At 65.2% G+C, this 15,274-nt stretch carries 14 protein-coding genes and 1 pseudogene; 3 read left to right on the top strand and 12 right to left on the bottom strand.

From position 1 onward, the window contains the following. Positions 1-57 precede the first annotated feature (57 nt). Genes JHC57_RS02670 through JHC57_RS02660 form a run of 3 tightly spaced genes read right to left on the bottom strand, consistent with a single transcriptional unit; the run spans position 58 to position 4,028 of the window. Positions 58-948 carry an SDR family oxidoreductase gene (locus JHC57_RS02670; RefSeq protein WP_294028432.1) on the bottom strand — a complete coding sequence of 297 codons (891 nt, stop codon included), beginning with the start codon at positions 946-948 and terminating at the stop codon, positions 58-60. 27 nt (positions 949-975) lie between these two features. Next, positions 976-2,301, bottom strand: a complete 1,326-nt coding sequence (locus JHC57_RS02665) for an MFS transporter (protein ID WP_294028430.1) — start codon at positions 2,299-2,301, stop codon at positions 976-978. Continuing rightward, positions 2,298-4,028 carry an FAD-dependent oxidoreductase gene (locus JHC57_RS02660; RefSeq protein ID WP_294028428.1) on the bottom strand — a complete coding sequence of 577 codons (1,731 nt, stop codon included), beginning with the start codon at positions 4,026-4,028 and terminating at the stop codon, positions 2,298-2,300. Before JHC57_RS02660 ends, JHC57_RS02665 begins: the two co-directional genes overlap by 4 nt. A gap of 177 nt (positions 4,029-4,205) precedes the next feature. Between JHC57_RS02660 and JHC57_RS02655 the strand changes: the two genes are divergently transcribed. Next, a complete protein-coding gene (locus JHC57_RS02655) occupies positions 4,206-4,649 on the top strand; it encodes a VOC family protein (RefSeq protein ID WP_294028426.1) in 444 nt (147 codons plus the stop codon). Between the two features lie 100 nt (positions 4,650-4,749). Here JHC57_RS02655 and JHC57_RS02650 read toward each other — a convergent pair whose 3' ends face one another. After that, the gene (locus JHC57_RS02650; protein WP_294028425.1) at positions 4,750-4,983 is read right to left on the bottom strand and encodes a helix-turn-helix transcriptional regulator; all 234 of its coding nucleotides are present in this window, start codon (positions 4,981-4,983) and stop codon (positions 4,750-4,752) included. 390 nt (positions 4,984-5,373) lie between these two features. On the opposite strand from JHC57_RS02650, the gene JHC57_RS02645 reads away from it, so the two are divergent. Both JHC57_RS02645 and JHC57_RS02640 read left to right on the top strand, forming a co-directional pair. Beyond that, positions 5,374-6,054 carry a helix-turn-helix domain-containing protein gene (locus JHC57_RS02645; protein ID WP_294028423.1) on the top strand — a complete coding sequence of 227 codons (681 nt, stop codon included), beginning with the start codon at positions 5,374-5,376 and terminating at the stop codon, positions 6,052-6,054. After that, positions 6,051-7,490 (top strand): hypothetical protein, encoded by a 1,440-nt coding sequence (locus JHC57_RS02640; RefSeq protein WP_294028421.1) that lies wholly within the window; start codon positions 6,051-6,053, stop codon positions 7,488-7,490. Before JHC57_RS02645 ends, JHC57_RS02640 begins: the two co-directional genes overlap by 4 nt. A gap of 129 nt (positions 7,491-7,619) precedes the next feature. Here JHC57_RS02640 and JHC57_RS02635 read toward each other — a convergent pair whose 3' ends face one another. The 8 genes and pseudogenes from JHC57_RS02635 to JHC57_RS02600 all read right to left on the bottom strand — a co-directional run. Further along, positions 7,620-8,186: a hypothetical protein gene (locus JHC57_RS02635; RefSeq protein WP_294028420.1), complete on the bottom strand. Its 567-nt coding sequence runs from the start codon at positions 8,184-8,186 to the stop codon at positions 7,620-7,622. Between the two features lie 8 nt (positions 8,187-8,194). After that, entirely contained in the window at positions 8,195-8,929 is a 735-nt protein-coding gene (locus JHC57_RS02630) for a C39 family peptidase (RefSeq protein WP_294028418.1), read from the bottom strand. 7 nt (positions 8,930-8,936) lie between these two features. Continuing rightward, positions 8,937-9,341: a hypothetical protein gene (locus JHC57_RS02625; RefSeq protein ID WP_294028416.1), complete on the bottom strand. Its 405-nt coding sequence runs from the start codon at positions 9,339-9,341 to the stop codon at positions 8,937-8,939. An 85-nt stretch (positions 9,342-9,426) separates the two neighbouring features. After that, a complete protein-coding gene (locus tag JHC57_RS02620; RefSeq protein ID WP_294028414.1) occupies positions 9,427-9,954 on the bottom strand; it encodes a hypothetical protein in 528 nt (175 codons plus the stop codon). Between the two features lie 191 nt (positions 9,955-10,145). Then, on the bottom strand, positions 10,146-13,223 hold the full coding sequence (locus JHC57_RS02615; RefSeq protein WP_294028412.1) for a sensor histidine kinase: 3,078 nt from the start codon (positions 13,221-13,223) through the stop codon (positions 10,146-10,148). A gap of 125 nt (positions 13,224-13,348) precedes the next feature. Continuing rightward, a complete protein-coding gene (locus tag JHC57_RS02610) occupies positions 13,349-14,056 on the bottom strand; it encodes a response regulator transcription factor (RefSeq protein WP_294028411.1) in 708 nt (235 codons plus the stop codon). A gap of 142 nt (positions 14,057-14,198) precedes the next feature. Continuing rightward, the gene (locus JHC57_RS02605; RefSeq protein ID WP_294028409.1) at positions 14,199-14,831 is read right to left on the bottom strand and encodes a response regulator transcription factor; all 633 of its coding nucleotides are present in this window, start codon (positions 14,829-14,831) and stop codon (positions 14,199-14,201) included. Between the two features lie 117 nt (positions 14,832-14,948). After that, positions 14,949-15,274: pseudogene (locus tag JHC57_RS02600) on the bottom strand (acyl-CoA dehydrogenase); the annotation flags it as partial.

Raw genomic sequence — 15,274 nt, 5'->3', positions numbered from 1 at the left:
GCGCGGATTTGTTGTAAGAAAAGGAAATATAAAGATATTTCTCGGCTTCTTCAGGTGCTAAGGCGCATCGGGAATGCGGTAGCCGAACATTTCCGTCTTGTTCCAGGCCTTGAGGAAACTCGTCAGATCGTCGGAATGACCCGGCTGGGCAGGCTCGCGGAACCCCGACAGGATGTCGGAAAAATGTCCCTCGACCATCGGCTTCCACTCCGGCGACGGCAGGACATAAAATTCGTCCCCCTCGACGGCTCGGGCGACCATTTCGCCGACCGACTCGGGACGCATCCCGGTCTGGAGGATATCGTGCATCGTTTTCATGCGCTCGTCCGTGAGCGCATTATTCCGGTTGTCGGGGCGCAACCTGCCTGTCGTCTGGACGATGCGCGTCGCGGTCATGCCGGGGCAGAGAACCGAGACGCCGATATCAAAGCCCTCGAACTCGTTGCGCATTCCGAACGAGATGCCGAGCGTCGCGAACTTGGATGCAACATAGGCGATCGAATTGGGCGTCGGCACGAGCGCGACCATCGATGCGGTGTTGACGATATGGCACCGGGTGCCGCTCGCCTTCATGTCGGGGACGAAGGTCCGGGCCGAATAGAGCAGCGCATGGACATTGACCGAATAGACCCAGCGCCAGATTTCCGGATCATATTCCTCGAGCTTGCCGGAGCCTCCGCCAACGCCTGCATTATTGCACAATATCGAAACCGGTCCCAGCGCACGCCGCGTCGTCTCGGCGGCCATCTGCCAGCTGTCCTCGCTCGTCACGTCGAGCTCGATCGCGGCGGCTCCGTCGATCAGGGCGGCCTGGCGGCGGGCCAGATCGAAATCGATGTCCGCGATCGCGACCCTCGCTCCACGTTTCGCAAACGCCTGTGCCATGGCGAGCCCGATACCGCTCGCTCCGCCGCTGACGAACGCGATTTTTCCATTGATGTCGGTCATGTCGACTCTCCCTGTCGTGGTTGGAATTCAGACGTCGCCGTCGAGCACGCGTTGATGGTCGCGCGCGAGATGGCGCGCGACCATCAGAAGCAGCAGCACGGTCGCCACCATCAGCGGGCCGATGACGGTCATCATGGCGATATGGACGCTGCGCGTGCCTTCGGAGGCGGCCAGCGCATCGCTCACCATTCCGATGAGCAACGGCCCGAGTCCGATGCCGACGAGATTGAGGACCAGCATCAGCAATGCCGACGCCGTGCTGCGTGCGTCGGCGGGCGCCAGATGCTGGATAAGGCTGAGCGCCGGTGCGATCACGAAATTCATCAGTGCGATCGGCACGAAGAGCCAGAGGAGCATCGACTGCCAGCTCTCGCTCGTCAACGCGAAGAGAAAGAGGGGAGCGCAGAGCGCCATCGCTCCCGCCGGCACCAGCGCATAGGCCTTGATCGACCGGCTTTCCATACGCGTGACGACCACCCCGCTGAGAATCGTCCCGACGATAAGGCTGATCCCGACCATCGGCCCGTAGTAGAGCGCGACATCGCGAACCGACGCACCGTGGGTACGCATCAGCAAGGCGGGCATCCAGGTCAGCAGGCCGTTGCCGACCATGGCATAGACGCCGCATGTGATTGCCAGCCAGGCGAGGCTCGGCAGCTTGGCGAACAGTGCCAGCGTTTCCCCGAATGACGTTCGCTGCGCTTTGACGGTCGGGCGATCGAAGCGACCGCGCAGGGGTTCGCGCACGCACAGAAGCAGGATCGGCGTCATCACTATGCCGAGCGCCGCGGCGAACAGGAACGCCGCGCGCCAGCCCCAGGCGGCGGCGATCAGTCCGCCCGCAGTCGTTCCGACGAGAACCCCGACGGGAGAGAAGCAGGTGAAGATGGCGATCGCGAGCACGCGGCGGCGCGGCGGGAACAGGTCGCCGAGCAGCGACAGCGATGGCGCGACCCCGCCCGCTTCGCCGAAAGCGACCCCCAGCCGCGCGGCTGCGAGATGGATGAAGCTCGTCGCCGTCCCCGACAATCCGGTGAACAGGCTCCACAGGAAACAACCGGCCGCGACGATCCGGACCCGGTTCCAGCGGTCGGCGAGCATCGCGATCGGGACGGTGAGCGCCGAATAGCAGAGCGCGAATAAAGTTCCGGTAAGAAGGCCGATCTCGGTATCGCTGAAGGCGATATCCTTCCGCACCGGCTCGATCAGGACCGACAGGATCTGCCGATCCATGAAGTTCAGCATGTAAATGAGCGACAGCAGGCCGAGCGCGAGCCATGCGCCCTTCGCGGGTGTCGGTTCGGCATCGCTCGCGTCGCGGCGAACGGCGATGGCGGTTGGAGGCATCGTCATACGAACTGTTCCCTGGCGGTGGCTAGGTGGCGAGCGGCACGCCAGGCGAAGGTCATCGCGGGGCCCAGGGTCACGCCCGGGCCGGGGTAGACGCCGACGGTCGGGTTCGCCATGTCGTTGCCGACCGCATAAAGCCCGACGATCGCCTTGCCGTCGGCGTCGAGCACTCGCGCTTCGGCATCGGTCGAGAGGCCGATCGATGTGCCGATGTCTCCGGGAACGAGGCGCACCGCATAGAAGGGCGCCCGAACAAGGGGCCCGAGCGACGGGTTGGGCGTGTGCGAGGGGTCGCCCATTGCGCGTTGATAGGCGGTGCTGCCGCGGCCGAACTCGGGGTCCGTCCCCGTCCCGGCGCCCGCGTTGAAGCGCGCGACCGTCCCGACGAGCGAGGCGGCGTCGAGGCCCAGTCGTTCCGCAAGCTCGGAAAGATTGCGGCCCGTCACCAGATAGCCGTTGCGCAGCCATTTCCCGAAGGGGACAGGCGCCGGGCGGACAGGGCCGATGCCATATTTGCGGAGCGCCCGATGGTCGCAGATCAGATAGGCTTCCTGCCGCGCGGCGTCCGCGAGCGCCGCAGCGATGCGGGGCGTGAAGTCCTGATAGGACGAGGACTCATTGGCAAAGCGACGGGCATCCTGGCCGACGGCGATGAAGCCCGGTTTGTTGCGGTCGATCAGGTGCGGAAACAGGCCCTCGCTTCCGTCGGAGCGGGGGACGCGGCTCATCGGCAGCCAGGTGACGGGCTGCGCCATATTGGCGTTGAGGGTGCCGCCTGCTTCCATGGCAAGGCGCGCCGCGTCGCCGGCGACGCCCGGGGTGGTCAGCGTCCAGCTGTTTTCTCCCGCGGTATTGGCGGGGAAGTAGCGCTCGCGCAACGCCGCGTCGCCGGAAAAGCCCCCGGTCGCGAGTACGACACCGCGGCGCGCGTGGATCGGACCCGACGCCGACACCGCACCGACGATCCGTGCGCCGTCGCTTGTCAGGCGCGTGATCGGCGTGGAGAGAAGCAGGGGGATATCGAGCGCAAAGGCCTTTTCGGCAAGCCGCCCGATCAGGGCATTGCCTCCGGCGATTTCGGTTCCGCGCGGGTAGCCCGACAAGCGGTCGCGCGCATAGCGCAGCAGGCGCGCGGCGACGAACAGGAAGGATTTCAGGCTTTTGGCGACATTGTAATAATGCGCCATATGCTCGCTGTTGATCGTCATTCGCCCCCTGAGCATCGTTTCGCCGATCGGCCATTCGAGGTCGGCAAAGCGGTGGCCGAGCCGGCGCCCGTCATAGGGTAGCGGCCGCACGCCACGCCCCCCGAGCGCCGCGCCCGCGACGTCGCTGTGATAATCGGGGAAGGGGGCGAGCGCCTTCGACGCGATCGCGCCATGCTCGGTCAGGAACGCGATCATTTCGGGTCCCGAATCGAGATAGGCCTCGATCAACGCATCGTCGTAACGATTGCCGAGTTCCGATCGCAGGTAGCGGCGCGCCTCGGCGGGGTCGTCCGGGCCGCCCGCCGCGGCCTGATAGGGATTGCCAGGAATCCAGGGAATGCCGCCGGAGCGTGCCGTCGTGCCGCCGAAGCGCGGGGCCTTCTCGACCATCAGGACATCAAGCCCCATCAGACGAGCCGAAATCGCTGCGGTAAAGCCCGCCGCGCCCGAGCCGACGACAAGAACGTCGCAGGTCCGTTCGGCGGGCGAATTCGGGTCGCGATGCGGCGACGTTTCGACCACGATTCTCTCTCTCCCGGCGGGCTGATTGCGTCGCCCGCTCTTCCGGCCCGTGTTCGCAAACGAGACGTCACGGCTGTGAAGACAGTGGACTCAAAATAATTAGAATACTAGGTATTTTATGCCCGAGACCCGAAAGATTCTATTCATCCGGTTGAAAAATGGGAGAAAAGTCCGGTTATGGAACAGGCCATTCAAAAAATCGATCATGTCGCGATCATCGTTTATCGCGAAAATCTGGACGCCTATGTCGCGAAGTTCAGTGCCGTGCTGGGCATCGAATTCGATCGGCCGGCCATCGTTGAAAGCACCGGGGTCGTTGCGGCTCTCTCATGGGACTCGGGGCTCGAGATACTCGCGCCGTTGCGCAATGAGGGCCGCTATTGGGACCGGCTGCAAAAATATGGCGAGGGCAGCACGATCATCGTGTTCGGCGTGCGGGATATGGACGCGGCGCAGCAGCGCGCGCGCGACGCGGGCGTCGAGGTGGGTTTCGAGGTCGAGCTCGGGGGAACGGAGCCCTGGTTCGACCGGTTCGAGGTTTTCCGCGAAGCCAGGCTCAACATGTTCGACGGCGATCCCTGCGTTTCGATGGCCTTGTCGCAAATCGAGCCGCGCTGGTAGCCGGCCTGCGGTTTTGCGACATTATGGGAGCCGGTTGCTTCGAGTTTGAAATCGGACATTGGCCGGGCGCGCGGCGACCGGGTTCGGCCGGGCCGGCCAACTATTCGAGTTCGAAGAGCGTCGGTTCGTCGGGGGACGGGGTTTCGATGACGAGCAGGCCGAGGTGCATGGCCTGGGTGATCAGATGCGCGCGGTTGCGGGCATTGAGTTTCAGTCGCACGTTTTCGATATGCCGTTCGACCGTGCGCGGCGCGATATTGATCTCGAGCGCGATCTGCTTGGCCGAGCAGCCGACCGCTACCAATTCCAGTATTTGATGTTCACGAAAGGTCAAATGCGGTTCGACGTTCAAAGCATTACGATGCACGGTGCAATCCCCTGACACCCAAGGCGTGGATATTTTGCGACCGACGAGCATCTTTTGCGCGGCACGACCCGCAACCCACCTGCTCTGATGGGCATGATATCCCTTTGCGCGCTGTTTAGCAATTAACCCAAGCTAATTAAGCATATAGCGGCACCGGCTATGCCAATACGCCTATGATATTGAAATTCAGTCGTAAATACATCGAAAATGCCGAGGAAATTTACGTAAGTGAATTTGCTAGGCCGTTCATACACACGAATTCCTAGGTTTTTCCCGGATGGATTCACGACCCGCAAAGGCAGATGAGACTCGCAAACGGGGTCGCCGCAAATACCAATTCAAGATTGGAGACGTGGCGTGCAAGGTCTGTCGGCAGAAGTTCAACGCGGGACTATTCCGCAGGATACCATCCTGAAATTTCGCAAGGGCGAGATCATCTTTTCGCAGGGAGACCCCGGCGATTGCTGGTTCGAAGTGGTTTCGGGCACGGTCCGGACCTGTCATTTCCATGTCGACGGGCATCGTCAGTTGACCGGCTTTTTCTATCAGGGCGACGTGTTCGGAGTCGAATATGGCTTGCGCGACGCCGCGGCCGAAGCGGTCACCAACACGATCCTGACCCGGCATCCGGTGCTGAATATGGAGCCGGACAGCTTCGGGCAGAATCGGGCCCTCGAACGGGCGCTCGACAGCGCGAACCAATGCATATTCCTGCTCGGCCGCCGCAATGCGAACGAGCGCGTCGCCGCCTTTTTGCTGATCGCGGCGAAGCGGCTGTCGGCGCTCGGCAGCATTCCGCTGCCGATGACGCGGAGCGATATCGCCGATCATCTGGGGCTGACCATCCACACCGTGAGCCGGACGATCTCCGGCTTTGTCCGGCAAGGCCTGATCGAGCTGGAGGGGCCGCAGCTGTGTCGCCTCGTCGATCTGGAGGGGTTGCGGGCGATCGCGGGCGAGGAAGCGGGGCTGGCGATCGACAATATGGGCGCAATGCGGCCGCGACGATCGTTCAGCGGGCAGGGGATAGGCGCATGACCGGCCTGTCCCCCCCGCCCGTGCTGCGCCACGTCGGCGTGGCAGCCGTCGGCCTCTCGGCCGTCATGATGCCCTCGCAGGCGGAAGCGCATGAAGCGCCGGCGCTCGAATGCCAGTGCGAGACGCTTCCCTTTCTGGACACCCTGCCGACCTGGAATGCCGCCGCGGCGCAGGGCGGAATCGCCGGGGGCGCGCCTGCCGCCGCTGACGTCCAGAGCGAGATCGAGGTGCAGCGCCGGATCATCGCCGAACAACGCGCGCTGATCGATCAGCAAAATGCGATGCTCGTCGAACAGCGGGAGCATATAGTGAAAATGCAGGGCCAGCTTATCACCCAGCAGGCGCAGATCGACCGGCTGTCGTCCTTCGCTCTGGCCGAAGCGCCGCTCGACCTGTTCCGCGGGACGGGCATGGGACAGGGAGTCGGCCCCGGCCCCGCGCTGCCAGGTCCCGGCAGCGATACCGTCGCGCTGCCCGATGCGCCCGTCGGAGAAGCGCCGCCGCCGGAGGAGCCGCCCCAGCAACGCGTGGCGGCCGTGCCGGAAGGGCAGGGCGTGCTCACCCGTGCCGGCGAGCTCTTCTTCGAACCTTCGTTTGAATATACGCGTTCGTCGACCAATCGCCTCGTCTTCCGCGGGATCGAACTGATCCCGGGGATCCAGATCGGACTGATCGAAGCGACCGATGCCGACCGCGACACGCTCGTCGGAACCGCTTCGTTCCGCTATGGGCTCAGCGACCAGCTCGAGGCCGAAGTCCGCTTGCCCTATCTCTATCGCAACGACCGGATCGAGGTCGTGCAGCAACGCGACGAGAGCATCGTCCGCTCGATCGCGCTGCGCGGCGACGGGATCGGCGACGCCGAATTCTCGCTTCGCTATCAATTCAACCGGCCGGTCGGGCAGAAGCCGATCTTCGTCGGATCGCTTCGCGTCAAATCGGACACGGGCAAGGGGCCCTTCGACATCGGCTATGACGAATTCGGCGTCGCGACGGGGCTCGCCACCGGATCGGGCTTCTGGGCGGTTCAGCCGGGGCTCAACTTCCTGATGCCGTCGGATCCCGCGGTCATCTATGGCGGCGCCGCCTATCTCTATCACATCCCGCGCGACGTGAACAAAATGGTCGGCGACGTGCTGATCGGGCGCGTCGATCCGGGCGATGCCGTGTCGGCCAACATCGGCTTCGGCTTTGCGCTCAATCCGCGCTTTTCCTTCTCGCTCGGCTATCGGCACAATTATATCTTTCCGACCAAGACCGAGGTCGGCGACACGCGGCAGAAATCCAACTATATTCACGTCGGCTCGCTCAACTTCGGCATGTCGTACCGCCTGACGCAGCGCGACGTGATCAACCTCGGTTTCGAGATCGGGGTGACCGAGGATGCGCCCGACGTGTCGATCACGCTGCGTATGCCCTTCGGCGGGAAGCTGTAAGCCCCGAAGCCCTCCGTCCCGCCCCGAGCCGGACATCTCTCCATCTCTCCCTTGCCCGCAACGAAAGAAGCCCCGCCATGACGGCGGGGCCAGGTGAACCGTCCCTGTCGAAACGGGGGCGGGGGGTCGTCAGTTCCCGAGTGCGCCGATCGTCTGGGCGCCCATCACCGCGCCGATCGCATCGCTCATCCGCGTCATGGCCAGTGCGTCGCGGAAGCCTTCATAGCCGCTGAGGTCGAGCACGGCGTCGACCTGCTGGTTCAGCGAGACGTTGCTGGCGGTGTTGATCAGCACGTTCTGGATCGCGTCGGTACTCTGGATCAATGCCGTCTGGCCGTTGTTGGCGAGGAACACTGACTCGTCGCCGACGCGCATGCTGATGCCGCCGCTGGTCAGGATGCCGCCCTGGACCTGCGCCGCGTCGACCGCGGTCAACGAGGGCGAAACGAAGCGTTCGATCGTCTGTCCCTCGGGCGTCCAGCTGACGATCGTGCGCAGCGCGAGTTCGTCGTTGACGAAACTGCGGATATCGGCGCCGAAGGAAATCACCATCCCCTGAAAGGCGAAACCGCCGCGCTGCGTGGCCAGTATCTCGTCCGATACCGTCCGGGCATTGGCCAGCGGATCCGCATCCTCCGGCTCGCCAGCAGCGAGGAGCACGGGCGCGAGGGCGAGCAGGAGGATGCGTGGGGACATGGTCTTTCTCATTTCACGGTGCCGACGCGCACGTCGAGCAGGATCTGCGGCGACAGCTGATATTGCGGGGGCAGGTTGGTCGTGAGATCGCCAACCGCGACACGGAGCGACCCGTCTTCTTCGAGCGGTGCCTGCGACCAGGGGCCCCAGTCGCCTGCGAGGTTGAATTCGGGGCGTCCTCTGCCGCCCTCGACGATCGCGAGCGCGATCCCGTTCCAGTGTTTCCCGAAATCCTCGAGCGAATATTCGTTGAGGCCGAGCACCGAATCGCCGGTGAGCACGCGGTCGCCCCGGACGCCCTTGATCACGACGAAATGCTTGAAGCCCTTGAGGTTCATCAGGACGATCGTCGGACGCTTGACCTGCTTCAACTGCTCGACGGTCAGGCGAAAGCCTTCGGCGCGATAGCCGCGCGAGGCGAGATAGGTCTTCATGTCGAGCATCGAGAAGCCGACCTTGCGGATCGCCTCGCGATCGCCCTTTTCCCACATCGCGCGAAAGGGCATCGTTTCCGACGTCGGCGCGCCATAATGATAGGTGAGCAGCGTTGCGATCGCGGCCGATCCGCAGCTGAAATCATAGCGCTGGCGGATGACCGAGCGGAAGGGAATATCCCACCAGGTCATGACCTGGAGCTGATAGCTGCTGCCGGTTTCGGGTCCGGTCAGGCGGACCTCGGCGGCGGCGGGGGCGGCCGCAAGGGCGCATAGGAAGCCTGCGATCGGGGCGCGCATGGGCCGCATGGCGAATTCAGTCGCCGAGGTTGATGGTGAGGTTCATGCCGCTCTGGGCGCTGACCTGCGCACCGGTGTTGATCAGCAGATTGCCGACGCCGTTGAAATTCGACAGCGCGAAATCGCTGAGCGCGACCGACCCGGCGGTATAGTCGCCGTTGAGGGTGTTGCCGGCGACGAGCGATTCCATCGTCTGGTTGGTGATGACGAGCGACTGGCCGCCGCGCAGCGTATCGAGCTCGTTGTCCTTCAGCATCGGCGATTTGCGCGCGGGTCGAGCCGGACGCTGCGGGACCGCCGATACGTCCGCTGTGATGGCCACGGCCACGACGGGAGCCGTCTCCGGTGGAGGCAATTGCGCCGATACGGGCACGGACAGGCCTGCCACGATCAGCAGAACCGGGACGATCGGGGGTTTCATGACACGGGGCTCCTTGAAAGCGAAATTTCTTCAGGAAATGGCCGGCCCGTCAGTGGAGCCGGGCCGGCCATCCGGGGGGACTCGATCAGTCGCCGCCGCCGCCGCCGCCGGCAGCAGCCGGAGCGCTGTCGCCGAAGCTGACGGTGCCTTGCGCGGCGATGTTGGTCGCGGCCTGGGTGTTGGCGTTGATGCCCGTGTTCCAGGCGGCGTTCAGGATGCCGGCATAGGCCGCAAACGCATTGCCGCGCACCGAGTTGTTGCCGCTGTTGTAGCCGACGGCCGTGTCGCTGTCGTCTTCACCGTCCAGATCGACGACTTCGTCGAGATACTGGTTGGTGTTGGTGGCGTTCAGCGTCTGGATCGCGACGACGGCGGTGTTGCCGTTGCCCGAGCCGTTGCCATCATTGTCCTGATCGTCGTCCGAAAAGGTATCGGCCGCATTGTCCTGGACGAACAGGTCGATCAGGTCGTTGACGACGGTGGTGTCGTTGCCGAAGCCGCCTGCGGCGCCGGTGGTGGTGTTGTCATTGTCCTGGTTCTGTTGGGCGAGGGCCGGTGCGGCCGTCGCAGCGAGTGCCAGCGTCGACACCGCCAGCATGACTTTCTTCATCATGACGTCTTCCTCTCGATAATGGGGACGGCTCGCGATGCCGAATGGCATGGCAGATGCGGATCCTCCCCGACTCCGTCCGCATCGGTGCGAACAGGCTGATCATGATCCGCAGCGGCACCGGCTGCTTTGCGAATTGGCAATGCCGGGGTGGAGAAATATCCAGATGATCCCGGTGGGTGGATTGCGTGCGGTCAATCCCGCGCGTCGTCGTGGCGAGGGGACGCGGGCTTGCCCGAAAAATATCGCCGGAATCTTTGCCCGAGACTTGCCGGTCTGGCATCGGCATAGGCCATTTCGGCCGCGGTGCGGATCGTGATCGCGGTTCCTTTCCCGGGCGCACTGTCGATCGCGAAGCTGCCGCCGATCCGTTCGGTGCGCTCGCGCATCGTGACGAGTCCGAAATGGCCTTCGCGTTGCCCGCGCCGAAGCACCTCGTCGGGAATGCCGGCGCCGTTGTCGGCGAACCGGATCGAGAGGTCGTCGCGCGCAAAGCGGACGAGGACGCGAACCTCGGTCGCCCGCGCGTGATGCGCGATGTTGAAGAGCGCCTCGCCGCCGATGAGCGCCAGCTCGGACGCGACGAACGGATCGACCGCGCGGGCGGCTCCCTCTATCGCGACCTTCACCTCGACCGCGGGATAGAAGGGATGCGCCTTCACGAGATTGCGGATGACGCTTTCCAGATCGGCCGCGTCCTGATGTCCGCGGAGCGCCTGGACGCGTTCGCGCCCTTCGAGGATGATATCGTCGGCAAGGTCGAGCGTCCGCTGGAGCGACGCGCGTTCGCCGTCACCCGCCGGGATCCGGTCGGCGAGCGCCTGGAATTGCAGCACGAGCCCCTGAACGCCCTGGAGCAAGGTGTCGTGAAGATCGCGCGCGATCCGCTCGCGTTCGCCGACCCTTTCCTCGAGCCGGTTCCTGAGGCGCCGCATCGCCTCGGCATAGCGCCATTGCATGAACGTCCAGATCAGGAGCAATCCCGCCGCGATGCACAGCAGCAGGAACCAGCGCGACTGGATGAAGGTCGGCGGAATCTCGAATGTGACCGCCGCGCCTTCTTCGTTCCATACGCCGTCGTCATTGGCGGCGGCGACGTGGAAGCGGTACGTGCCCGGCGCAAGATTGGTATAGAAGGCCTGTCGCCGCGTCCCGGCATCGACCCATTCGCTGTCCTGCCCCTCGATGCGGTAGCGCACCTGCGTCGCGCGAGGGTTGGCAAAGGCGAGCACCGCGAAATCGATTTCGATGTCGGAGGTGCCGGCGGGCAGTTCGACCCGTCGCGGGTCGCGATAAAGACGATCGGCCGACAGCGCGCTGATCGCGACCCGGGGCGGCTGGCGGTTGCGCGCGATATCGCCCGGATCGAGCCAGAGCGTTCCCGTCTGGGTCGCGATCCACAACCGCCCGTCGCCGCCGCGAACGATCGAACGGCGACTATGGTCGTGCGGCAGGCTGCGAAGGCCGTCGAGTGCGCCGAACACCCGCATCGGCACGGCACCGCAGGGATTTGCGAAGCTGCGGTCGAGCCGGTCGGAGGATATCTGGATCACGCCGGCGGGCCCGGCAAGCCAGCTGTCGCCTTCGGGAGTCCTGACCATGCCATTGAGGCCGCTGAACAGCGGCGTGTGGCGGGCCGAGACCGACTGGAAACGCCCGCCCGCTAGACGGGCGAGCCCGAACCGGCCGGCGACGAACAGGTTCCCGTCGGGGGCGGGATAGAGCGAGGCATCGTCGGGTTCATATCCGTCCCATGGAATCGGGATCCTCGTGGTGTGCGTGTCGTCGATCCGTGCGAGCGTGCGGTCGTTCCATTGTACAAAGAGGCGGCCGTTCCGGTCGGTTATCATCGATTTGGGAATGAAATCGCGGCTTGCGGGCCCGAGCGGATGTTCCCAGCGCCCGGCGCGCCAGCGCGCCATGCCGCCGAGCGAGGCGGTCACCCAATAGCTGCCGCTCGCATCGAATGCGCAATCATAGATGGTCAGATCGAGCGGTACGGGGCGGGGCAGCCGCCGGACGTTTCCGTCGCGCCAGATGAAGACATCCCTCCGCACGCCGATCCAGATCGCACCGTCGGGTGCTTCGCAGAGCGAGCTTGGCTCCAGCGCGGGGCGGAATATCGCCTCGGGATGTCCGCCGGGGCGAACGCGATAGATCGCCGATGCCTGGGCGATGTAGACCGAGCCGTCCGATGCCGGGAGGAGGAGGTCACCGAACGCTGCGGGGTCGGTCAGCCCCGGCTCGAAGCGCAGCGTCGCCGGCCAGAAGCGGTCGACGCCATTTTCGGTTCCGGCCCAGACATTGCCTTCGGCATCCTGCGATATCGCCGTGGTCGCATTGGAAGACAGGCCGTCGCGCGCGGTGAAATGCTCGACGCTCGCGATCGCCTCGGCGCGGGTTGCGGCGCCGCGCGGATCGGGGCGGGCGACGCGCTGGATGCCGTGATAATAGGTCGATATCCAAAGATTGCCCTCGCGGTCGAACATTGGCCAGCCGCGTATTTCGGCGGCATCGGTGGCGTAGGCGTGGCGAAGCGGCGGCGGCGCACCGCGGCCGCCCGGCCCACTGATCGGATAGGAGCCGCCCTGTTCGGTCAGCCAGACGCGTTCCTGCGGATCGAGCGACAAGCGGCCGAGCGCGCGGCGTTTTTGTTGCACGGTTTCGAAGCGGGTCTTGCCTGGGGGCAATCGCGCAACCGATCCGGTAAAGGAAACCCAGACGGTGCCGTCACGGGTCACGACCATGCTGAAGGGATTGTCGAACGGTGCGCCCGCCCCCGTCCCGAACCGCGTCCATCGGCCGCCGCGATAGCGCAGCAAGGGCAGTCCGGTCCGTTCGGTCAGTACCCAGATCGTACCGTCCTCCGCCTCGTGCATCGCCGCGACGCGGTCGGGCGAACGTGGCGCATCGAGAAAGCGGAAGCGGCCGTTCCGATAGACGGCGAACCGGCCCGACCGCTCGAAGCTGGTCCAGATATCGCCGTTTCGGCGCACGAGGATCGCCGACGGCGGGCCATGCTGCACCAGGTCGACGCCCTCGCTGACATTGTCGAAACGGATTCCGTCGAAACGGAACAGCCCGGCGGCGGATGCGATCCAGATATAGCCGCGCCGCCCTTGCTTTACCGCGAAGACAGGCTTCGGCGCGTCGCTTTCCTCGCTCCAGTGACGGTGGTGGTACTGGAAGACCGACCGTTCGAACGCCGCCATCGCCCCGCCCGGCAACAGGCCGAGCAGAATGAAGATCAGGATCGCGATCAGCCTTCCCACCTTGGCCCCCTTCAACGGCGCGCGAGACTAGTCGCGGGGGGAGCGGAGGCGAAGGCCTAAAATCAAATAAGGGTTAAACGCGCGACGGCCACCCGCCGTCGTCCGCCGTCGTCCGCCGCGAAGCGCTAGGAGCAGGCGGCGCTGCCGTGGAGGAGGCGATGATCGGGCGGGCGCCCCCGCGGCGCCACCCCGGCAGCTCCGGCCGCATCTTCCGACAGGTGCGGCGCCATGGTCTCCCACGACCGGACGAGGTCGCTGGCGGAGGCGAGGTTCATCTTGCGCATCACGTTGCTGCGATGCAGCTTGATCGTGACCTCGGTGATCCCGAGGTCATGGGCGATCTGCTTGTTGAGCCGGCCCATCGCGACGTGGCGCATCACTTCGCGCTCGCGCGGGGTCAGGGCCGAGAAGCGTTCCAGATGACGGTCGCAGATCCGGCTCGCGTTCCGTTGGGCGCAATCGCGTTCGATCGCGGTCTGGACCGCATCGAGCAGCGTCTGGTCGCGAAAAGGCTTGGTGAGGAAATCGATCGCGCCGGCCTTCATCGCCTGCACCGACATCGGTATGTCGCCGTGCGCGGTCAGGAAGATGACCGGCTTGCCCCGGCCCGGCCCGGCGTAAAGCTGCCGCTGGAAGTCGAGGCCGCTCGTCCCCGGCATGCGCACGTCGAGGATGAAACAGCCGGGCCGATCGGGGAGCGGCGCGCGATCGGCCTCGGCCGGCGACCCGAAGCCGACGGCGTCGATGCCGACGGATGCGAGAAGATTGATCACGGCGTCGCGAATGGCGTCGTCGTCGTCGACGATCACGATCAGGGGTTCATCGTCCTCCATGACGTTCTCCAGCCCGTTCGGGCGTGCCGGTTCATTCGACGCGATGTTGCGGGATTGCACCATCCCCGATGACAGGGATAACCGGCCTGCCGTCGGCCGCCAGCCCCGACATCGGGGTATGCCGCTGCCCCGTTCGAGGGGGTCAGCCGCCCAGGATCCCGCGCTCGATCGCAACGGTGACCGCGCGCGTACGATCGTTGACGTCGAGCTTGAGGAAGATGTTCTTGAGATGCGCCTTGACCGTCTCCTCGGCCAGCCCCAGTTCGGCGGCCGCCTGTTTGTTGGCGTGGCCGAGCGCCACCAGTTCGAGAACCGAGAGTTCGCGTTCGGTCAGCGGATCGTCGGCGACGTGCAGCGCAATCTGTTCGGACACCGCGGGGTCGATATGCCGCCGCCCCGCGTGGACGCTCCGGACCGCGTCGACGATCCCGGTGCGCAGGCTGTTCTTGAGCAGATAGCCGGTGGCGCCCGCGCGCAGCGCGCGCACGGCCTGGACGTCGCCGGCATAGGTGGTGAGGACAAGTATCTTTGCCGAAGGCGCTTCGGCGCGGATCGCCGCCGTCGCCTCGACCCCGTTCGTGCCCGGCATCTGAAGGTCCATCACGACGACGTCGGGATGGAGCGTGCGGAACTGGTCGAGCGCTTCGGCGCCGTCGCCGGCCTCTCCGACCACGACCATGTCGGAATGGTTGCCCAGCATGGCCGCCACGCCCGCGCGGAGCACGGGATGGTCGTCGACGATCAGGACCCGGATGGCCGGCGAATTTTCACGCATCGCTCGAATGTCCCGATCCCGCGCTGCCCCGGCAACCGGCGGGTATGCTTCTGCCCGGCGATAATAGCGCTCCCGGCGGCGAAGCGACAGCGACAAGTGCGCGTGTGATTTCCGCCATCAGCAGAGGTCCGCGCGCATTGTCGTGCGCCCCGCCGCATCGCGCGCCCACAATCGTGCGCCTTCGCGCTCGCGAGCGAGGCAGAGGTCGAAGGGCGCGCCGTCGATCAACGGCGCCTCGGCACGGAATCGGAAATGGCGCGGGGTGATATCCGGCGCGGCACGGAGCGCATGATCGATGAGCAGGGTCGCTATCAGCGGGCCGTGGACGACGAGCCCGGGATAGCCCTCGACACCCCGCGCATAGTCGCGGTCGTAATGGATGCGGTGCGCGTTGAAGGTGAGCGCCGAATAGCGGAACAGCAGCACCGGATCGGGTATGACGC

The organism is Sphingopyxis sp. (assembly GCF_016463645.1).
Classification (GTDB): Bacteria; Pseudomonadota; Alphaproteobacteria; order Sphingomonadales; family Sphingomonadaceae; genus Sphingopyxis.
Note: the sequence above shows the minus strand (reverse complement) of the source record. Positions and strands in the feature narration are given on the sequence as shown.

What these genes read in the sequence shown, in the direction of transcription:
- JHC57_RS02605 (WP_294028409.1), bottom strand. Translation starts at nt 14,831, where the DNA reads ATGCGTGAAAATTCGCCGGCCATCCGGGTCCTGATCGTCGACGACCAT.
- JHC57_RS02635 (WP_294028420.1), bottom strand. Translation starts at nt 8,186, where the DNA reads ATGTCCCCACGCATCCTCCTGCTCGCCCTCGCGCCCGTGCTCCTCGCT.
- JHC57_RS02610 (WP_294028411.1), bottom strand. Translation starts at nt 14,056, where the DNA reads ATGGAGGACGATGAACCCCTGATCGTGATCGTCGACGACGACGACGCC.
- JHC57_RS02670 (WP_294028432.1), bottom strand. Translation starts at nt 948, where the DNA reads ATGACCGACATCAATGGAAAAATCGCGTTCGTCAGCGGCGGAGCGAGC.
- JHC57_RS02625 (WP_294028416.1), bottom strand. Translation starts at nt 9,341, where the DNA reads ATGAAACCCCCGATCGTCCCGGTTCTGCTGATCGTGGCAGGCCTGTCC.
- JHC57_RS02640 (WP_294028421.1), top strand. Translation starts at nt 6,051, where the DNA reads ATGACCGGCCTGTCCCCCCCGCCCGTGCTGCGCCACGTCGGCGTGGCA.
- JHC57_RS02655 (WP_294028426.1), top strand. Translation starts at nt 4,206, where the DNA reads ATGGAACAGGCCATTCAAAAAATCGATCATGTCGCGATCATCGTTTAT.
- JHC57_RS02620 (WP_294028414.1), bottom strand. Translation starts at nt 9,954, where the DNA reads ATGATGAAGAAAGTCATGCTGGCGGTGTCGACGCTGGCACTCGCTGCG.
- JHC57_RS02665 (WP_294028430.1), bottom strand. Translation starts at nt 2,301, where the DNA reads ATGACGATGCCTCCAACCGCCATCGCCGTTCGCCGCGACGCGAGCGAT.
- JHC57_RS02630 (WP_294028418.1), bottom strand. Translation starts at nt 8,929, where the DNA reads ATGCGGCCCATGCGCGCCCCGATCGCAGGCTTCCTATGCGCCCTTGCG.